The sequence below is a fragment of the Ancylobacter sp. VNQ12 genome, assembly GCF_049445835.1.
Lineage (GTDB): Bacteria > Pseudomonadota > Alphaproteobacteria > Rhizobiales > Xanthobacteraceae > Ancylobacter.
In genome coordinates, this window is sequence record NZ_JBMSDU010000014.1 from 79,147 (window position 1) to 98,515 (window position 19,369).

General features: G+C 66.0%; 20 protein-coding genes and 1 tRNA gene. 12 read left to right on the forward strand and 9 right to left on the reverse strand.

Annotation, left to right across the window (positions count from 1 at the left end):
* Nucleotides 1-11: 11 nt before the first annotated feature.
* The 4 genes from ACO2RV_RS17575 to ACO2RV_RS17590 form a co-directional block, all read right to left on the reverse strand.
* Nucleotides 12-1,055, reverse strand: a complete 1,044-nt coding sequence (locus ACO2RV_RS17575; protein WP_423295319.1) for a BMP family lipoprotein — start codon at nt 1,053-1,055, stop codon at nt 12-14.
* Between the two features lie 31 nt (nt 1,056-1,086).
* A complete protein-coding gene (locus ACO2RV_RS17580) occupies nt 1,087-2,046 on the reverse strand; it encodes a PDR/VanB family oxidoreductase (RefSeq protein ID WP_423295321.1) in 960 nt (319 codons plus the stop codon).
* 3 nt (nt 2,047-2,049) lie between these two features.
* The gene (locus tag ACO2RV_RS17585; protein ID WP_423295323.1) at nt 2,050-3,123 is read right to left on the reverse strand and encodes an aromatic ring-hydroxylating oxygenase subunit alpha; all 1,074 of its coding nucleotides are present in this window, start codon (nt 3,121-3,123) and stop codon (nt 2,050-2,052) included.
* 212 nt (nt 3,124-3,335) lie between these two features.
* Nucleotides 3,336-4,160, reverse strand: coding sequence for a helix-turn-helix transcriptional regulator (locus ACO2RV_RS17590; protein ID WP_423295327.1), 825 nt, complete (start codon nt 4,158-4,160; stop codon nt 3,336-3,338).
* A 189-nt stretch (nt 4,161-4,349) separates the two neighbouring features.
* Between ACO2RV_RS17590 and ACO2RV_RS17595 the strand changes: the two genes are divergently transcribed.
* The 4 genes from ACO2RV_RS17595 (at nt 4,350) to ACO2RV_RS17610 (ending at nt 8,089) form a co-directional block, all read left to right on the forward strand.
* The gene (locus ACO2RV_RS17595; protein ID WP_423295329.1) at nt 4,350-4,607 is read left to right on the forward strand and encodes a hypothetical protein; all 258 of its coding nucleotides are present in this window, start codon (nt 4,350-4,352) and stop codon (nt 4,605-4,607) included.
* A 130-nt stretch (nt 4,608-4,737) separates the two neighbouring features.
* Entirely contained in the window at nt 4,738-5,211 is a 474-nt protein-coding gene (locus ACO2RV_RS17600; protein ID WP_423295331.1) for a DUF1348 family protein, read from the forward strand.
* Between the two features lie 128 nt (nt 5,212-5,339).
* Nucleotides 5,340-6,521 (forward strand): HlyD family secretion protein, encoded by a 1,182-nt coding sequence (locus ACO2RV_RS17605; protein WP_423295441.1) that lies wholly within the window; start codon nt 5,340-5,342, stop codon nt 6,519-6,521.
* Between the two features lie 8 nt (nt 6,522-6,529).
* A complete protein-coding gene (locus tag ACO2RV_RS17610) occupies nt 6,530-8,089 on the forward strand; it encodes a DHA2 family efflux MFS transporter permease subunit (RefSeq protein ID WP_423295333.1) in 1,560 nt (519 codons plus the stop codon).
* 62 nt (nt 8,090-8,151) lie between these two features.
* Here the strand turns inward: ACO2RV_RS17610 and ACO2RV_RS17615 are convergent, their stop codons facing one another.
* Entirely contained in the window at nt 8,152-8,781 is a 630-nt protein-coding gene (locus ACO2RV_RS17615) for a methyltransferase family protein (RefSeq protein ID WP_423295335.1), read from the reverse strand.
* 9 nt (nt 8,782-8,790) lie between these two features.
* Nucleotides 8,791-9,582 (reverse strand): MipA/OmpV family protein, encoded by a 792-nt coding sequence (locus tag ACO2RV_RS17620; RefSeq protein ID WP_423295337.1) that lies wholly within the window; start codon nt 9,580-9,582, stop codon nt 8,791-8,793.
* Nucleotides 9,583-9,806: 224 nt separating this feature from the next.
* On the opposite strand from ACO2RV_RS17620, the gene ACO2RV_RS17625 reads away from it, so the two are divergent.
* Together ACO2RV_RS17625 and ACO2RV_RS17630 are read left to right on the forward strand one after the other, a co-directional pair.
* The gene (locus ACO2RV_RS17625; protein ID WP_423295340.1) at nt 9,807-10,583 is read left to right on the forward strand and encodes a LytTR family DNA-binding domain-containing protein; all 777 of its coding nucleotides are present in this window, start codon (nt 9,807-9,809) and stop codon (nt 10,581-10,583) included.
* A gap of 295 nt (nt 10,584-10,878) precedes the next feature.
* Complete coding sequence (locus ACO2RV_RS17630) at nt 10,879-12,696, forward strand: ABC transporter ATP-binding protein (RefSeq protein WP_423295343.1); 1,818 nt, start codon at nt 10,879-10,881, stop codon at nt 12,694-12,696.
* Nucleotides 12,697-12,861: 165 nt separating this feature from the next.
* On the opposite strand, the gene ACO2RV_RS17635 is transcribed toward ACO2RV_RS17630, so the two are convergent.
* Nucleotides 12,862-12,951: transfer RNA gene (locus ACO2RV_RS17635), tRNA-Ser, on the reverse strand.
* A gap of 201 nt (nt 12,952-13,152) precedes the next feature.
* A complete protein-coding gene (locus ACO2RV_RS17640; protein WP_423295346.1) occupies nt 13,153-13,470 on the reverse strand; it encodes a hypothetical protein in 318 nt (105 codons plus the stop codon).
* 264 nt (nt 13,471-13,734) lie between these two features.
* Here ACO2RV_RS17640 and rplU point away from each other — a divergent pair, with 264 nt between their 5' ends.
* The 6 genes from rplU (at nt 13,735) to ACO2RV_RS17670 (ending at nt 17,933) form a co-directional block, all read left to right on the forward strand.
* The gene (gene rplU / locus ACO2RV_RS17645) at nt 13,735-14,040 is read left to right on the forward strand and encodes a 50S ribosomal protein L21 (protein ID WP_423295348.1); all 306 of its coding nucleotides are present in this window, start codon (nt 13,735-13,737) and stop codon (nt 14,038-14,040) included.
* 30 nt (nt 14,041-14,070) lie between these two features.
* On the forward strand, nt 14,071-14,340 hold the full coding sequence (rpmA, locus tag ACO2RV_RS17650) for a 50S ribosomal protein L27 (protein ID WP_423295350.1): 270 nt from the start codon (nt 14,071-14,073) through the stop codon (nt 14,338-14,340).
* Between the two features lie 146 nt (nt 14,341-14,486).
* Nucleotides 14,487-15,155, forward strand: coding sequence for a GNAT family N-acetyltransferase (locus tag ACO2RV_RS17655; protein ID WP_423295352.1), 669 nt, complete (start codon nt 14,487-14,489; stop codon nt 15,153-15,155).
* A 67-nt stretch (nt 15,156-15,222) separates the two neighbouring features.
* Entirely contained in the window at nt 15,223-16,257 is a 1,035-nt protein-coding gene (gene obgE, locus ACO2RV_RS17660; protein ID WP_423295354.1) for a GTPase ObgE, read from the forward strand.
* A 71-nt stretch (nt 16,258-16,328) separates the two neighbouring features.
* Nucleotides 16,329-17,507 (forward strand): glutamate 5-kinase, encoded by a 1,179-nt coding sequence (gene proB, locus ACO2RV_RS17665; RefSeq protein ID WP_423295357.1) that lies wholly within the window; start codon nt 16,329-16,331, stop codon nt 17,505-17,507.
* Nucleotides 17,508-17,543: 36 nt separating this feature from the next.
* Nucleotides 17,544-17,933, forward strand: coding sequence for an alpha/beta hydrolase (locus tag ACO2RV_RS17670; protein WP_423295442.1), 390 nt, complete (start codon nt 17,544-17,546; stop codon nt 17,931-17,933).
* Nucleotides 17,934-17,960: 27 nt separating this feature from the next.
* On the opposite strand, the gene ACO2RV_RS17675 is transcribed toward ACO2RV_RS17670, so the two are convergent.
* A complete protein-coding gene (locus ACO2RV_RS17675; protein ID WP_423295359.1) occupies nt 17,961-19,055 on the reverse strand; it encodes a toll/interleukin-1 receptor domain-containing protein in 1,095 nt (364 codons plus the stop codon).
* Nucleotides 19,056-19,369 lie beyond the last annotated feature (314 nt).

Sequence of the window (19,369 nt, forward strand, 5' to 3'; positions counted from 1 at the left end):
CCTTCCGCGGTTCAGCCTGCCTTCGGCTCGGAAACGTCGAGCGGCACCTTGAGGCTGCCGTCGATGATCTTCGCCTTCAGTTCCTCGATCTTCTGCGCCGTGCCGGGCGGCAGGCGGGCGTCAAGGCCGTGATAGGGCGCGAGGGCGGTGCCTCCCTGGGCGAGCGGGAACCATACCGGCTCCTTGTTGCCGTCATAGGGCTTGCCTTCCGCCTTGTGCGCCCACCAGGCGTTCACGATGCGGCGCACGTCGGGGTCCCACACCGCGACGGAGGAGCTGACCACGACTTCCGGCGCTGCCGCGTTCTCGTCAGAGAAGTTGCCGAAGCAAAGAATGTTCTTCTCGACGCAGGGCTGGAAGTTGGCGGCGAGCTGGTAGATGAAATCGGCGCCCTCCGCCATCTGCGCATTGGCCAGCTGGGCCGCCTTCGGCGGGTCGTACCAGGACTGCACGAAGGCGACCTTGGTCTTGATGTCCGGGCGCACCGAGCGGGCGCCGGCGAAATAGGCGTTCAGGCTGTCATTGACGTCGTCGGCGGGAAAGGTGCCGACCGCGCCGATCACGCCGGTCTTGCTGGACAGGCCGGCGATGACGCCGAGCAGATATGCCGATTCATGAACGCGCTTATAGGCCCAGTACTGGTTGCCGCCGAGACCCTCATTGCCGGAGCCGGAGACGACGAAGAGGATTTCGGGATAGGCGTCCTTCAGCTTCTTCACCTGGTCGGAATAGGTGGAGTGCGCCCAGATGACGTCGAAGGCACCGCTTTCGGCATAGAGCCGCATCGCCTCGCCAGCCTCGTCGCCCCATAGCGGATCGCTGGCCTTCCAGCTCACCTCGAGCCCGTGCGGCTTTTCCGCCTTCAGGCGCTCAAGCGCGGCGATGAGCGTCGCCTCCCACCCATTTTCCACGCCCGAGACGAGGATCAGGCTGATCCGCAGCTGGGTCGGGTCGGCCGCGCGGGCGGCCGGCATGCCGGCGATGAGGGACGCAGCGATCATGCTGGCACCGAGCGTGAAATCGCGACGCGTGATCGCGGGAAGCGTCTTCGGCATGCGTCTTCTCCTTGGGGGTGAAAGAGGGGCGTCAGAGGTCCAGGACGAGCAGGTCGGAAAGCGAGCGGGAGCAGCAGGGTGTCATAAGGTCGCCGCGCTGGCGTTCCTGCGGCGACAGATAGCTGTCGCGATGATCGGGAACGCCGCCGAGCACGCGTGTGAGGCAGACGCCGCACATGCCCTGTTCGCAGGAGGTCTCGGGGACCACACCTACCTGCGCGAGGGCGTCGAGCAGGGAGGCGCCGGCCGGGACCTCGACGTCGAGCCCGCTGCGGGCGAGGCGGACGGTGAAAGCGTCGTCACCGCTGCGGGCCGCGGCCGGCGCGAAGCTCTCCGTGTGGATGGCCGCGGGCGGCAGGCCGGCCGCGAGCGCGCCGGTGGCCGCATTCATGAAGCCCGCCGGTCCGCAGACATAGGCATGCGTGCCGGCGGGAAGGCCGGCGGCCAGGGCCGTGAAATCGAGCCGCTGATCGGCCGGTCCGTCGTCGAGGTGAAGCCGTGCGCGGTCTCCCGCCGCCGCCTCGATCTCCGCCAGCAAGGGCGCGGCGGCGCGCGTGCGGCAGCACAGATGCAGTTCGAAGGAACGGCCGAGCGCTTTGAGCCGCGCCGCCATCGACAAGAGCGGCGTCACGCCGATGCCGCCGGCGAGGAGCAGGCTGTGCGGGGCGTCCTCGTCCAGCGCGAAGGCGTTGCGCGGCAGGCCGATCCGCGCGATGGCGCCGGGGTGAAGCGTATCGTGCACGGCGCGCGAGCCGCCGCGTCCGGCCTCTTCGCGCAGCACCGCGATGCGGTAGCGCGCCCGGTCCGCCGGGTCGCCAAAGAGCGAGTAGCAGCGCGTCTTGCCCGGCTCCACTTCCAGTTCGACATGCGCGCCGGCGGTGAAGCCGGGCAGGGCGGCGCCGTCGAGCGCGACGAGATCGAAGCTCGCCACGCGCTCGGCGACGTCATGGCGCCGCTCCACGCGGACGGAAAGGAAATCGCGCGCCGTCATCGCTCAGCTCGTCAGCGGCGCGCCGAGGCCGAACTTGCCGACCAGCGCACGGCGATATTCGATCGACAGGCGATCGGCCGGGATATGGATCTCGTCGCGCAGGTCGAGCGGCAGGTCTTCCGGTCGCTGCTCCTCCACCATCGGTTTGTCTTCGGCATTGATGATGTGCGCGTCGCGCGTCCACAGCTCCGGATCGGGATTGCCGCTGGTGTCCGTCACCACCTGGAAGATCCGCGTCTCGTGCGCCGAGACCGGACAGACCGTGTCGGCGAAATAGTGCACGAAGTCGGAATCCTGCGGCTCGACCGCGATGATGGTGGAGAACGGAAAGGTCAGATCGTAGCGATAGACCACCTGCCGCCGCTCCGCCTCGATCCCGTCCGGGAAGCGGTTGCCGCCTTCGAGATAGGGAATCCAGAAGGACAGGCCGTGGGCGGTGTGCGTCACCTCGTAATGCGGCGCGGCCCAGTCGGTGTCGCCGCCGAAGCTCTGCGTGTGCACCCAGGGAAAATGGGCGATGTCGTTGAAATTCTCGACATGCCGGCTGGCCGCCGCCATCCAGGTGTCGACCGGCATGAACAGCTTGGAGAAGGCCGGATTGCCGATTCCCGGCCATTCCGGCAGCGGCCAGATCGGCTCGCCGGAGAGGCAGACCCAGATCAGCCCGTAGCGCTCCTGCGAGAGCACGGTCTGCAGCTTCAGGCGCGGCGGGATGGGCGCAACGGGGTTGGCGACCGAGGGAATGCGGGTGCAGCGGCCTTCGCCATTGAACGACAGGCCATGCATCGGGCAGACGATCTCGTCGCCCTTGATGAATCCGCGCGACAGCCGCGTGCCGCGATGCGGGCATAGGTCGCGTGCCACGGTGATGCCGTCGCCGGTGCGATAGAGCACCAGATCGACGTCCAGCAGGCGCGCGGCGTGCGGCTTGTCGGGGGTGACTTCGTGGAGGAACGCCACGGGATGCCAGAAGCCGGCGAGAATGTGCCAGTCGCTTTCCCGGAACGTGCAGCCACGGGGCAGCGGGGAGGCTGCCCTCGAACTATCAGTCGCGAGGAACATGATGTTTGCGTCCATGCGGCCGCTTCAGCCGGCCTGTTGTTTGACATTAATCAAATCCGCATGGACCGGAATGCTCGCGAATGGGAAAAACATATCTGAAATTAATCTGCCGTCTTTGGAGGCACTCCAAGGCGGGTGACGCACGGAAAATCAATGCGTTGCATTAGCTGAAGGGAGGTGGGGCGCCGGCGTGTAGTCATTATTTCAGCGACCATTCGCGAATGTGCCTAAAATTGCACGTCCTCGGCCAACCCCGACTCGAGCGTGGATTGCAGGAAGCCGCGCGCCTTGCGCAATTCGCGCGGGGTGAGCCCGCTGAGTTCCTTGATCGCCCGCGACAGGTGGTAGGCGGACTTGTAGCCGCACTGGTCGGCCACCTCCGCCAGCCCCAGGCTGGAGCGCTGAACGAGGTCGATCGCCTTGCGGGTGCGCAGCTCCCAGACATAGCGCATCGGCGTGATGCCGAGCTGGCGGCGAAACGCCGTCACCAGATATTCCGGCGTCACCCCGGCGGCAGAGGCGAGATCGGCCAGGTCGCACGGGCCGACATAATGGCGCTCCGCATGGTTGCGCGCCTTCAGCACACTGGCCGAGAGCGTGGACTTCTCCCCGAGACCGGCCTCGATCGCATGGGCATAGAACAGCGCCTCGCCCAGCGCGTTGCGCAGCTGGTTGGCCAGCGCCGTCTCGCCGAAGCCGAGGTCGAGGCCGAAGCCGATCAGCTGCTCGACCCGCCGGGTCAGCCCCGTCACGGTCGAGGCGGGTATGCCGGCGAGGCCGAGAGGACGCTTGCCGGCGGGCAGCGGCATCTCGCACCAGGACACGCGGGTCGGCCGCCCGCGCGGATAGTGAATGCCGAATTCGCGCTGGCTGAAATAGCAGCCGACCTGCCCCGCGCCGAGCGGCTGGCGCTCGCCGCCATCCAGCTCGATCGATGCATCGCCCTCATGCAGCACCAGAAGTGTCGCATAGGCCGCCTTCAGCGGACCGTAATAGCCGCCGTTCGGATACAGCATGCTGCCGAAGGAATAGCCGAGGGGGACTGCGGGCACGCGCGTCATGATGGGGGTCTGGATGCAAGAGAGGGGCAACCTGATGGTTCACTGTAGCACGCCGGCAAGCCCATACCGGAGCGAGCGGGCTTGCACTCGCCGCTTTCCCGTCGCTAGTCTGGCGACATTGAGGGAAGCGCCCGGTGCGAAACCTGCCTTCTCCTTCCCCCATCGTGAAAGAGTGCCGCCATGCTCGCGACCGAGGCCGTGACATTTGTATTCGAAGGCGCGATCCATCGCGACAGCTTCATCGGCTTCGCGCGCCATCGTGCCGCGCGCCTCGATCTGCGGCTGACGCTCGGCGCGTGCCGGGACGATCGCATCGACCTGGCGATCGAAGGTCAGAGCCCGCTTATCGATGCCTTCGAGATGGCGTGCAGCCTCGGTCCCCGCGACTGCCTCGTGGCCACGGTTCGCAGGATGGACGCGCCCGTTCGCACGCTCTGAGATCCGACTGAGCGCCGACGCAGGCGTTCGAAGCGGAAATCGGACGCCGCACATGCAAGACGCGACCGGCGGACCGGCGCATTGCTACCTGACCGAGGAGCCGCGGCTCGCTCGCGCACAGGAGCAGACCATGACAGAAAGCCGTCCGCCGTTTCCCCCGTTCAGCCGTGAGACCGCCGTCCAGAAGGTGCGCGGCGCCGAGGATGGCTGGAATTCCCGCGACCCGCAGCGTGTGTCGCTCGCCTATTCGCCGGACAGCCGCTGGCGCAACCGTTCGCAGTTCGTCAACGGACGGGAGGAGATCGTCGCGTTCCTCACCCGCAAATGGGAAAAGGAACTCGACTACCGGCTGATCAAGGAATTGTTCGCTTTCACGGACAACCACATCGCCGTGCGCTTCGCCTATGAATGGCACGACGATTCCGGCAACTGGTTCCGTTCCTACGGCAACGAGAACTGGGTGTTTGCCGAGAACGGGCTGATGACGCAGCGCTTCGCGTGCATCAACGATCTGCCGATCAAGGAGAGCGAGCGCAAGTTCCACTGGGACCGTTCCGGCCCGCGCCCGGCCGATCATCCCGGTCTTTCCGACCTCGGCCTCTGACGCACCGGCTCGATCGGGCCCTGCGCTCTCAGGCATGCCAATCGGCAACCGGGGCTTGTATCGGAAATATCCCGCACCTGAATCGTGGCACCGTCGGGCCGTCATTCTCCCAGGAGGCCGCGATGAACATGGCCACGAAACCCGACGCGCTACGGTCCGAGCCGATACAGATCGAGCCGATTTCCCGGCCGGCGAGCCAGACGGTTCAGGCCGCCGCCGTTCCGCCGTCGCGGCACCGGCTGAGGATCGCACTGCTGCTGGCGGCTTCGCTGGCGGCGATTGCGGGCCTCGGCTATGCCGGTCTCGAATACTGGACCGTGTGGCGCTTCGAGGAGAGCACCGACGACGCCTATGTGCAGGCCGACATCGTCACCCTCGCGCCGCAGGTTGCCGGCTATCTCGTCACGGTGAACGTCACCGACAACCAGCCGGTCAGCAAGGGCGACCTGCTCGCCGTCATCGACCCGCGCCCCTATCGGGCGGCCGTCGACCAGGCCGAGGCGGATGTCGCCGAGGCGAAGGCGCAGATCGACGATCATCAGGCCCAGCTCGACGAGCAGCAGGCGCTGATCGACGAGGCCAAGGCGCAGATCACCGCCGACCGGGCCGCCGAGACCTTCGCCGAGCAGAACAGCCAGCGCTTCACCAAGCTGGCGCAGGACGGCTACGGCCCGGTGGAGACCGCCGAACAGGCGACGTCCCAGATCGCCCAGGCGCGCGCGCAGGTGGCGCGCGACACGGCGGCGCTCGATGCCGCGCAGAAGCAGGTCGCTACCCTGAATGCCCAGCTGGCCGAGGCGAAGGCCACGCTCGCACACAACGAAGCCGCTCTCGACACCGCAAGGCTCAACCTCGGCTATACGCAGCTGCGTGCGCCGGTCGACGGCGTCGTCGGCGCGCGGACCTTGCGGGTCGGCCAATATGTCGAGCCCGGCACGGCGCTGCTCGCCGTGGTGCCGCTGCAGGCGACCTATGTCGTCGCCAATTACAAGGAGACCCAGCTCACCGATGTGAAGCCGAACCAGCCGGTGACCATCTCGGTCGATACGTTCCCCGGCATGAATGTGCGCGGTTTCGTCTCCAGCCTCGCTCCCGCCAGCGGGCAGGAATTCGCGCTGCTGCCGCCCGACAATGCGACGGGCAACTTCACCAAGATCGTCCAGCGCATCCCGGTGCGCATCGACATCGACCGCACCGATCCGCTTGCCGGCGAATTGCGGCCGGGCATGTCGGTGGAGACGACGATCCGCACGGATGCCACCATTGCCGATGGCGTGAGGCAGAACGCCTACATCCCGCCGAGCGAGTGAGGCGTGTCATGGCCACCGCTTCGGGCACGCTCTCCCCGGCAGCCGAGCCAGGGGCGAGCCTCACCACCTGGGTTGCCGTCATCGGCTGCATGCTCGGCGCGCTGATCGCCGTGCTCGACATCCAGATCACCAATGCCTCGCTGCCTTATATCGAGGGCGGCATCGGCACCGGCTCGGACAACGGCACCTGGATTTCCACCTCCTACCTGATCGGCGAGATCATCATGATCCCGCTGACGGACTATCTCAGCCGCGTCTTCGGCTTTCGCCGCTTCATTCTGAGCTCCGTGGTGCTGTTCCTCGTCTTCTCGATGGGCTGCGCCTTCGCCACCAGCCTGACGCAGATGATCGCGACGCGCGGGCTGCAGGGCTTCTTCGGCGGCTGCCTCATCCCGCTGGCCTTCACCATGGTGCTGACCAAGCTGCCGCGCCGCCAGCAGCCGATCGGCATCGCCATCTTCGCCATGACCGCGACCTTCGGTCCGGCGATCGGCCCGACCATAGGCGGCTGGCTCACCGACCAGTTCGGCTGGCCCTATGTCTTCTTCATCAACCTGATCCCCGGCGCGGTGATGCTGGGCATGCTTATCCCGACGCTGGAGAAGAGCCCGCTGAATCTGCATCTTCTGAAGGAGGGGGACTGGTGGGGCATCGGCTTCATGGCCATCGGCCTCGCCTGCCTGCAGACGGTGCTCGACGAGGGCAACAAGGACGACTGGTTCGGCTCGCCGTTCATCGTGAAGCTGTCGGTCGTGGCGGCAGCCTGCCTCGCCGTCTTCGTCGCCATCGAGCTGAAGGTGGATAAGCCGGCGGTCAATCTGCGCCTGTTCAGCCGGCGCAATTTCGCGCTCGGCACCTTCGCCAATGTGGTTGTCGGCTTCGCGCTGTTCGGCTCGGTCTATGTGCTGCCGACCTATCTCGCCGAGGTGCAGGGCTATGACGCGCAGCAGATCGGCTCGGTGCTCGCCTGGGTCGGCCTGCCGCAGCTTCTGGTCATTCCGTTCGTGCCGCTGATGATGAAGCACATCGACGCGCGCATCCTGGTCGTCACGGGCCTCGCCGTCTTCGCGCTCAGCTGCTTCCTGAACACCCATCTCAGTTTCAATGTCGGCGGCGACCAGCTGATGATGACCAATATCGTGCGCGCCCTGGGGCAGGCGATCGTGCTGTCGCCGCTGGCCAGCATCACCATGATCGGCATGCCGCCCGCCCTGTCGGGGCAGGCGTCCGGGCTGTTCAACATGATGCGCAGCCTTGGCGGCGCCGTCGGCACGGCGGCGCTGGCGACACTGATCACCAAGCGCGAGCAGTTCCACTCGAACATCATCGGCCAGTCTGTCACGCCCTATGGCGAGACGGTGCGCGAATTCCTCGGCCGGATGCAGCATTATTTCATGCAGCACGGCGTGCCCGATCCGGCGCGTGCCTATCATCAGGCCGAGATCCTGCTCGGCAAGCAGGTGGCGCAGCAATCCCTGATCATGGGGTTCTCGGACACCTTCGCGGCGCTGGGCGCCCTGCTGCTGGTGGCCGTCATCGCGGTGGCGTTCACCCGCCGGCTGGCCTGATCCGCCACCCAACTGTTTCGCCGGCAAAAGGTTTCGATCATGCCGGGAAACTGCCGCGCCGTTCAGAACAGCGCGATGAACTGCGGCAGCAGACCCGCTTCCTTGGCCTGGCCCACCAACTCGGCGGCCGGCACGGCGAGCAGGAACAGCAGGCCGTCGCGCAAGGTGCGGCGCAATGCCTGCGGCTGGAAACTCGGCGCGTCGCCGTCCTGATAGAGCGAGGGCCGCGGCCACAGCAGCGGTACCCGTGCCGCATAGGCTCCGTAGCGGGCGCCGAAGTGTCTGCCGAGCAGGGCCGCCTCGGAGCGCGCGGCGGCATGCAGCACGGAGGCGGTCGAGCCACCGAGAATCGCGGCGATGACAAGGCTGCCGAACATCAGGCCGATGCCGGCGGCGCCGAGGATCGAAAAGCAGTAGAGCGGGTTGCGGGTGATGGAGTAAGGGCCGGTGGTAACCAGACGGGTGTTCTTGCGCCCGCCTATATAGAGCGTCGACCATAACCGCCCGATGATGGCCGCCATGATGAGGCAGAGGCCGGCAGCCCTGATGGTGGCGCCGGCGAACGAATGCGCCGTCCACGGATCGTGCGAGACAAGGATCAGCGCGATCATAGCCAGCGCAACCAGCCTGATGATCGCGATGCGGCGTATCTGGCTGACATAGCCGGCGCGTGGCTCGATATTCCAGGACATTGCTCGTCCTCAGAACCGATAGCCGAGCGTCACCATGCCGGACGGCTGAAACGCCTCCTGCACGATCGGGCTGTCGGCGGCATCGCCCAGCAGATAGCCGATGCCGACCTGTCCACGCACCAGCCAGTGGTCGGTTGCCCTATAGGTGACGGCGAGATCCAGATCGACGCGTTTGAAGCCGGCGCCGATGTCGTATTGCGGTAGCCCCGATGTGGCGGATTGGGCGGCGGTGACGCCGAAATAGGTCGCCATGTAGTTCTCGTCGGCCCATGTCGCCGACACGCCGGCGGAGAACCGGAACTGATCGATATCGTGTGCGAGATCGACGCCGAACCTGGCCTCCAGTCCCTCGCTGCCGCCGATCGTGCGGCTGAACGCGGCATAGAACTCGGCAGGGCCCATCTCGTAGGCCACCATCCCGCCGACCACGGCCCCCATGTCGACGTCGCCGAGACCCCGCAGATGGGCGGAATCATCCTCGTTGCGGCCGGTGTCGTAGCCGATCTGTCCGCTGAAGTTCAAATTGCCGAGGCTGTAGACATTCACTGATATGCCGCGCGGGTCGATCTTCACCCTCTCGCCGAAGGTGGCGGTGACGAACGGTATGGGTTGGATGTCGAATTCGTCCGAGCCTTCGTATTTCGGCGCGATCAACGCGCCGCCGCCGAGCACCACTTTCCATTCGGCCAATTTCTGACTGACGAAGGCAAGACGGTCGAGCGTGCTGCCTGAAGTGTCGGCGCCGAACGCCGGTGAGACCGGAATAAAAAGCGCGATGAAGTGCAGGCCGATATCGGCCACCCTGCTTTGTCTCATTCACTAGCCCGCAGCGTTTCCCGGGACATTCCTCGGGTTCCGCCGACAAGTCCGATGCTTGTCTTCTGACGGCCAGTTTGACTTCGCAATTGCGCCAAACTCTTCGCTGAACGTGCGTCCCGGATGCTTGGGGGCCGTTCGCGATGCGTGATTTCGCCAGTTTGCAAACCGATGATCGGCTGGGAGCGATCGCGCCGGATGGGCGCTGGATGCAGCGTCGCGCGATGGAAGCGTGCCTGGCGCTTGCCCTCAGTCCCGCTTTCGCCTGGGTCCGCCCCTTCGGCGTCGACGAGCAGACCTTCCTTGCCCGGTTGGGCTATTGGGGAGGGGTGCTGGTGTGCTGGTTCATGGCGATGGCGGTGGCGGAATCGCTGCTGGCCAATATGCGCTTCTTCCGGGGCCTCGCTCCGGCCGCGCGCCTTGTAGTGGTGATCGGGCTGGCCGCCGTGCCGATGCTCGTCATCGCCGGGGCGGCGACCCATGCGCTCACGGGTTGGCAGGCCAGTGTCTCCGAGGTCACCGAACTCTACGGGCAGATCGTCGTCCTCGGCTCCATCGTTGCCCTGCTTGCGAAGGCGGTGCTGCCGCACGGCGCCGAACCCGTGCCGCAGGCAGAGGCGATGCGTCCGGCAGAGATGACGCGTCCGGAGCCGGCGGTCATCGATTCGCCGGCCGTGCCCAGTCCTCTGGTTGCGCGACTGCCGGCTGCGGTGCGCGGACGGATCGTCTGCCTGGAGATGGAAGACCATTATGTGCGTGTGCATACCGATCGCGGTTCGGCGCTGGTGCTGCTGCGGCTGAGCGATGCGATCGCCGAGGTGTGCCCGGCGCGGGGGCAGCAGGTGCATCGCTCCTGGTGGGTCAGCGACGAGGCGGTCGAGGGCTTCGAGCGGGTCGGGCGTGTCGGGGCGGTCGTCCTCAGCAACGGAGTGCGCGCGCCGGTGTCGCAGCGCTATCTGAGGTCCGTGGAAGCCTCGTTTTCCTGAGCCCCGACCTACGCGCCCGCGCATCGCGGCGCTCGGCTCATGCGGCGATCGTCTCCGCCATGGTCCGGCGCGATTGTCCGTGCGGGCGGACCGTGGTATAGATTGAAGATCAACACTGCGAACCAGGGAGGGGCGCGAATGACTATTCTGTTTCGTCAGCCCGTCCCGGCTGTGATCCGGCACGGCTAGTTCGGCAGGCCGCGGAGCCGCGCTCCCCCGCCTCCATCTCTTCATATCCCCACGCTGAGCTGACTTCCTTCGCAGGAGAGGCGCGCCTTTCGCGCCTGTGTTCCCCATGCTTCCTTCGTCCAAACGCGGCAGCGACGCGCTGCGCAACGTTCTCGCCTTCACTTTCCGTCACTGGGCGCGCCGCTGGCCGATGGCGGTCGGTATCGGCGCGGCCATCATTGCTGCGACGCTGACCGAGATCTTCGTGCCGCTCTATGCCGGCCGGCTGATCGACGCGCTCACCGCCGGCAAGAGCGAGGCTCCCGCCGCACTGGACGCCTTCGTCATGATGGCGGGCCTCGGCCTCGTCATGGTGGTGCTGCGCCATCTCGCCTGGTGGGGCGTGGTGCCGCTCACCCTTGCCATCATGTCGGACGTCGTGCGCGAGGCGTTCCACCGCGTGCAGCGCTTTTCCAGCGACTGGCACGCCAACAGCTTCGCCGGTTCCACCGTGCGCAAGATCACCCGCGGCATGTGGGCGCTCGACGTCATCAACGACGTGCTGCTGCTCTCGCTGCTACCCTCGGTGGTGGTGCTGGCCGGCACGGTGCTGCTCCTCATGCTGCACTGGCCGGTGATGGGGCTGGTCATGGCGGTCGGCTCGCTCGCCTATGGCGTGCTCACCGTCATGCTCGCCACCCGCGTCGTGGCACCGGCGGCGCGGCTGTCCAATGCGTGGGACACCCGCATCGGCGGCATCCTCTCCGACACGCTCGGCGCCAATCAGGTGGTGAAGGCGTTCGGCGCGGAGGCGCGCGAGGACGAGCGCCTCGCCGCGGTGGTGACGCGCTGGCGGCGGCGGGTGCGGCGCACCTGGATGCTGGCGACGACCAGCGCCAGCGGCGAATTCGCGCTGCTCTGGGTGATCCGCACCGCGGTCACCGCCACCGCGCTGTGGCTGTGGTGGCAGGGGCGCGCCACGCCGGGCGACGTCACCTATGTGCTGACCACCTATTTCGTGCTGCACGGCTATCTGCGCGAGATCGGCCAGCATGTGCACAACCTCCAGCGCGCGGTGAACGACATGGAGGAGATGGTCGACCTGCACGGCCTCACTGCCGGCGTCGCCGACCGCGACGCAGCCCAGCCTCTGGCGGTGCGCGGCGGCGAGGTGCGCTTCGAACACGTCACCTTCCACTATGGCCGCCATGCCGCGCCGCTGTTCGACCGGCTCGACGTGGTGATCCCGGCCGGGCAGCGCGTCGGCCTGGTCGGGCCGTCCGGCTCCGGCAAGACCACCTTCGTGAAGCTGCTGCAGCGGCTCTACGACGTCAGCGACGGCCGGGTGCTGATCGACGGGCACGATGTGCGCGAGGTGGCGCAGGCTTCTCTGCGCCAGCAGATCGCCATCGTGCAGCAGGAACCGATCCTGTTCCACCGCACGCTGGCGGAGAACATCGCCTATGCCCGTCCCGGCGCCAGCGAGGCGGAGATCGAGCGCGCGGCACGGCTGGCCAATGCGCACGACTTCATCGAGCGCCTGCCGAAGGGCTATCGCACGCTGGTCGGCGAGCGGGGAGTGAAGCTCTCCGGCGGCGAGCGCCAGCGCGTGGCGATCGCCCGCGCCTTCCTCGCCGACGCGCCGATCCTCATTCTGGACGAGGCGACCTCCAGCCTCGATTCGGAATCGGAAGGCGCGATCCAGCAGGCGATGGAGCGGCTGATGCAGGGGCGCACGGCGATCGTCATCGCGCACCGGCTTTCCACGGTGCGGGCGATGGACCGCATCCTGGTCTTCGAGCATGGCCGCATCCTCGAGGATGGCCGGCACGAGGAACTGCTCGCCCGTCCGGGCGGTCGCTACCGGCGGCTGTTCGAGCGCCAGTCGGACGGCATGGCGCAGATCGCCGAAACCGGCATGGGCGACCTGCAGCCGGCAAAGTGACGTACCCGCCCGGTGGCTCGTGCAGATCCGAGCCGCCGGGCGGTCGCATCGGCCGTAGCCATAGGCGCCGGCATCACCGGAGCGACGGGAGACTCGTTTTCGGGCGCGGACCGTCCTCTCGCAGGAAGATCAGCCGCACTCGGCGTGCCCAATTTGGGATCGAAATGGCGGAGAGGGTGGGATTCGAACCCACGGTACGCTTGCACGCACAACGGTTTTCGAGACCGTCCCGATCGACCACTCCGGCACCTCTCCGCGCGCGAGGCGCGGGTGGACCGCGCCTTGGAGTGGGGCGCTCAATAGCCGAGGCGCGGCGCGCGCGCAAGGGAGGATGCCGCCTGTCCCGCAGCTTCCTCTCCAAGGCCATTGCGTGAGCCATCCCCAGCTGCCGCGTTGGAGCGGTCCCAAGGGAGCGCCTCGCGCCGAGCGCGTGCCTATGCAGGAAGATATGGGCGATCAGCGGCGGTTGTTGCTGCTACTGAGGAACCAGGCCACCGCCGCGCCGGCGAGGCCCGCGGCCACGATCACCGCCAGCGGGTGCGCGCTGGTCTGGCGCGAGAGCGCACGCAGGCCGCGGTCGTAAAGCTCATGGCCGGTTTCATAGGCGTCGTCGGCCAGATGCACCGCGCGCCCGCGCGCCTGCCCGACCAGGCCGCGTGCTTCGTCATAGGCGCTTTCCGCGCGCAGCGCCGCCTCGTGGCCGGCGCCGTCGGCGACCTTGCGCAGCCTGCCGCCGAGATGGCGCGCCGCGCCGGTGATGCGTTCCGTATCCATGATGTCCTCACACGCTGTCTGCCGCCCGCATGGCGGCGCCTTCCATCCATCAACGCGGCCGCGCGCTTATGGTTCACCCGCAGCGACGGGTGCGAAAACGCGGCGGGAAGTGCCGGGCTTTCCTTGACAGCGGGCGGTCCGGCGGCTAAGAGCGCCGCATGCGCGTGATGGGCCAATGTATCCTCACGCATCCCGCAACCGACCGGAAGAAGCCGACCCCATGCCGAAAGGCGCGGAGGTCGGGCTCGAACGAAAGGACATAACATGTTCGCGGTCATCAAGACGGGTGGCAAGCAGTACCGCGTTGCCCCCGACCAGCTCGTCACCGTCGGCAAGATCGACGCCGAGGCCGGGTCTTCCGTGACCCTGCCGGTGCTCATGCTCGGCGGCGACAGCCCGAAGGTTGGCGCTCCCCTGGTGGATGGCGCTTCCGTCACCATCGAGGTGGTCAAGCACACCCGCGGCGCCAAGATCATTGCGTTCAAGAAGCGTCGTCGTCAGAATTCCCGCCGCAAGATCGGTCATCGCCAGGACTTCACCGTCGTGCGCGTCACCTCGATCGCCGGCTGAGACCGCCAGTAGAGAAGAAGGAGAGCAACAATGGCTCATAAAAAGGCAGGCGGTTCCTCCCGCAACGGTCGCGATTCGGCTGGTCGTCGTCTCGGCGTGAAGAAGTTCGGCAGCGAGGCGGTCATCGCCGGCAACATCATCGTGCGTCAGCGCGGTACGACCTGGCATCCCGGCACCAATGTCGGCATGGGCAAGGACCATACCCTGTTTGCGCTTATTGATGGACGTGTCGAATTCCGCGCTAAAGCCAATTCGCGAACCTACGTAAGCGTCATTCCGGCCGCTGAGGCCGCCGAATAATACCGGTGAGATTTCCAGAAATCCCACCGGTCTCGCCCGACCGGTAGGATTTCCAGGAACGTCCCTCGAGGACATCCCGGGTACCCGACAGGGGAGGCGAGGAGACCGCCTCCCCTTCGTCGTTCAGGCCCCCAGGAGACCTCGTGATGACACTCGCCGAAGCCGCTGACGGCTCCCCCCTCGTCGAGAGCAGTACCCCCGTCCTCGAGACCGGCCGCCTGCTGCTGCGCGGTCCGCGGATCGAGGACATGGCATGGATCGCCGAACTCGCCGACAACCGCAGGGTTGCGGAGATGACGGCGAACATCCCCCATCCCTACGGCATGGCGGACGCCGCCGCCTTCGTCGCCAACCTGCCGGGTGGCCGCGAGGCTGCGACCTACGCCATCTTCCTCAAGAATGAGGCGGCGCTGCGGGGCGAGGAGGCGGCGACCTTCGGCCCGCCGATCCCGGTCGGCATGTGCGGGTTCAACCGCCGCGACGACGACGTGCCGGAGATTGGCTACTGGCTCGGCGAGCCCTATTGGGATCGCGGCATCGCCACCGAGGCGGTGCGGGCGCTGATCGACTACGCGTTCGGCGACCGTGGCCTGCCGGCGCTCAACGCTTCGGCGCGGGTGGTCAATCCGGACTCGCGGCGCGTGCTGGAGAAGTGCGGCTTCCAGTGGACCGGCGTCGGCCTGACGCGGGTGCGTGCGCTCGGCGCCTCGGTGCCGGTCGACCGCTTCCGGCTGGAGCGCCGGCTGTGGAGTTCGCTGCGGGCCTGGGGGGCCTCGGCGCATCCCACGCGGCACGACATCGACACGCGGCATTGAGCCGCCGATTTTGCTATCCTGACAGGGCTCCCGCAGCGGCGGGGGTCCCGCAACGCTGAGCCTTCCGATGAAATTTCTCGACCAGGCCAAGATCTATGTCCGCTCCGGCGATGGCGGGGCGGGCTGTCTCTCGTTCCGGCGCGAGAAGTTCATCGAGTTCGGCGGGCCCGATGGCGGCGATGGCGGGCGCGGCGGCGATGTGTGGATCGAGTGCGTCGACGGGCTCAACACGCTGATCGACTACCGCTACCAGCAGCACTTCAAGGCCAAGAAGGGCGGCTATGGCATGGGCGCCAACCGCACCGGCGCCAAGGGCGACGACGTGGTGCTGAGGGTTCCCGCCGGCACCGAGGTGCTGGACGAGGACGGCGAGACCGTGCTGCTCGACGTCACCGAAATCGGCCAGAAGGTGCGGCTGCTGAAAGGCGGCAATGGCGGCTTCGGCAACGCCCAGTTCAAGACCTCGACCAACCAGGCCCCGCGCCGCGCCAATCCGGGGCTGGAGGGCGAGGAGCGCTGGATCTGGCTGCGGCTGAAGCTGATCGCCGATGCCGGTCTCGTCGGCCTGCCCAATGCCGGCAAGTCGACCTTCCTCGCGGCCACCACGGCGGCGAAGCCGAAGGTCGCGGACTATCCCTTCACCACGCTGCATCCTGGGCTCGGCGTGGTGAAGGTGGATGGCCGCGAATTCGTGCTCGCCGACATTCCCGGCCTGATCGAGGGCGCGCATGAGGGCGTCGGGCTGGGCGACCGCTTCCTCGCCCATATCGAGCGCTGCCGCGTGCTGCTGCATCTGGTCGACGCCACCTGCGAGCATGCCGGCAAGGCCTACAAGACCGTGCGCGCCGAACTGGAAGCCTATGGCAACGGGCTGGAGGACAAGCCGGAGATCGTGGCGCTGTCGAAGATCGATTCGCTCGATCCCGAGACGCTGAAAACCCAGCTCGCCCGGTTGCAGCGCGCGGCGAAGAAGAAGCCGCTGGCGCTTTCCGCCCAGTCGGGGCAGGGCGTGCGCGAGGCGCTGCGGGCGCTGGCCTATGTGATCGACGAAGGCCGCGCCGAGGTGAAGGCCAAGGAGGTCGCGGCGCCCTGGCGGCCGTGAAAAACCCCGCGCCCGCCGGCGCAAATCGGGGTATGACGCGGTGAACCCTCACCAGCCGTGAAGCGCCGCCGATGAACCGTCCCGCCTCGCCCCTTTCCGCCGCCACCCCTGCGAACGGCGCCGGCCTGCCGCAGCTCGCCGCCTTCCGCCGCATCGTGGTGAAGGTCGGCTCGGCGCTGCTGGTCGACAGCGCGCGCGGGGCGCTGCGCCATGCCTGGCTGGCGGCGCTGGCCGAGGATGTCGCCCATCTCCACCGCGAGGGCAAGGAGGTGCTGGTGGTGTCCTCCGGCGCCATCGCGCTCGGCCGCAATGTGCTGAAACTCCCCCGCAGGCCGCTGAAGCTGGAGGAAAGCCAGGCCGCCGCCGCCGTCGGGCAGATCGCGCTGGCGCGGGCCTGGTCGGAAGCGCTGGCGCATGAGGGGGTCAACGCCGGGCAGATCCTCATCACGCTGGGCGACACCGAGGAGCGCCGCCGCTACCTCAATGCCCGCTCGACGCTGGCAAAACTGCTCGACCTCAAGGTCGTGCCGGTCATCAACGAGAACGACACGGTCGCCACGTCCGAGATCCGCTACGGCGACAATGACCGCCTCGCCGCCCGCGTCGCCGGCATGGCGAGCGCGGACCTCCTGGTGCTGCTCTCCGACATTGACGGCCTCTACACCGCCCCGCCCAATGACGACCCGAATGCCGCGCTCATCCCGGTGGTGCCGCGCATCACCGCCGAGATCGAGGCGATGGCGGGCGGGGCGGGCACGGAATTGTCGCGCGGTGGCATGAAGACCAAGATCGAGGCCGGCAAGATCGCCACCACGGCGGGCGCGCATATGGTGATCGCCTCCGGCAAGGTGAAGAACCCGCTGCGGGCGATTATGGATGGCGCGCGCTGCACCTGGTTCCTCGCCCCCGCCAACCCGGTGGCGTCGCGCAAGCGCTGGATCGCCGGCTCGCTGGAGCCGCGCGGCGTGCTGCATCTCGACGCCGGCGCGGTGGCGGCGCTGCGCCGGGGCTCGTCCTTGCTACCGGCGGGAGTTAGCCGAGTGGAAGGCGAATTCCAGCGCGGCGACGCCGTGGTGCTGCGCGGGCCCGACGGCGCCGAGATTGGGCGCGGCCTCGTCGCCTATGACCACGACTACGCCGACCGCATCAAGGGCAAGTCGTCCGACGAGATCGCCGAGATCATCGGCTTCGAAGGCCGCGCCGCGATGGTGCACCGGGATGATCTGGTGATCGCGGGTGGGGGTGGGTGACCCATCACTGACGCCTGGTCATCGCGGCCATCCGGTCTGTACACGGCCGGGGTCGCGCGCGCCGCGGTCCGGCGCGGCGACATCGACCCGGCCGACAGGCGCTACATGGATTTCATGCACGCGCACCGCATCCATGTGGTGAACATGACCGGGCTGAAGACCGAGGACGGCATGAACCATGGCAAGTTCGCCGAGAGGCCGGAGGTCATCCGCCTCATCGGCCAGCAACTCGCCACCGGCCAGCCGATCTCCGACCAGAAGGTGAACCCCGCCGGCAGCGTGAATTTGCTGGATACCAGCATTGTGAGCGCAAGCGGGGCGCTGATGGGGAGGCGAGGGGAGGGTGCGCGTCAGGGCGCGCGGCGGATGAGATCGCGAGCGTCATGGGGGTTGACGGTGTGCCGTGACGAGGTGTGCGGGTGGTAATGTTTAAATATGTCGACTTATTCAGTCTTAAAATGCGATATCATCATGTATTTTGTCATCGACAATAGCTATTTTATTCTTATTCGATCTATCAAATGAATATTTTCTGGATTCGTTCTTGTTTATGTATGTCAGAATTCTATTGTAATTAGTCAAGTAAGCGCATCTATATAATTGATCATTTTGGTTAAAGGCGCTCACAATTAGTTCGATATCATCAATGCGTGGCACAGTTGATATAGCAGAAAAAGTATTAAATCGTTCTATAGTTTCATTGAAATTTGGTGAATGGCAAAGCGCCTCAAGAGCGGTGCGGCTCAATTCGTTTTCGCGGCCAAGTTTTCGGTATACATGTTTTGCTATCTTAATTGCTGCGTTCTCAGCGGAATTAAGCTGCCCTCGCTCCGCCTGCTCATGGCTTATAAACCCAGGCGGGTCCTTTGCGCCCAGTTTGAACGAAATAATTGGTATTCCCTTTCCAAGGGCGTAGCCTATTTCTTGATTTGTAAAGGTGCTTTCATGAAAATCATCGGTCACAAATGCTAACAAAGCATCCATCGTAGCTAGGCCGCTAATAATTTCTGATCGCCACTCCTTTGTAGCCTCTATGGAATCGTGCGCCACGAAGGACGATATACCAAGATGGTTCAATGATCTAGCCAGATCGGACGCCTTTCTTTTGTGAAGGTCTCGGTGGCTTATGAATAACCGTATTTTGCCGCTCTCCCACATTGTTTCTGAGGTTACTGCCGTGGGGCGGCGGCGTAGAGGTGGTCTGGAGAAAGTGAAATTTACGTCCGACGGATCGCTAACCTCAATATTAACACGTCTCCAATTCTCTCTATCTACCCCTTCGGCCATGCTGTTTAAGTCGCCGCAAATGCGTGTGGCAGATTCTGCTTGCTCCGCAAGGCTAATACCATTGAAAAATTCGAGATCAAGGTAGAATATCAGGTCATGGCTATAAGTGCCGCCATCCCAATTGTCGAAATATGTGTTCTCTTCGACATGAATGCGAGCGTTTTCAACAACTGAAAGATCGAGGGTTCTACCACGCAATCTGTATTCGATTGAAAGACGTCGCAAGTGTCCGTCGAGTTTGGGTGGCAGGAGAAATGTCATCGGACTGGAATCGGTTGCCTGAGCTTGAAGTGTCCATGATTGTGGGTTGGGATGCAAACGGAGCATTATGCTGGCTCAACGAGAAGTTACACAACGCACACATTCCCCCGCCCTATCCTCCCCTTCATGCACCGCCGCTCCCTGCTTGCCGCTCCGCTCCTGCTGCTGACCCCACACCGCTCCTTCGCACAGGGCGCGCCTCCGGCCTCGCCTGACGCCGCGCCGGAGTGACGGCCGGATTCACATCGCTTGCGATCAGGGCTGAAACGAAAGCCCCGCGCTTTCGCGCGGGCGGCATTCCGCGCTCGATGCGC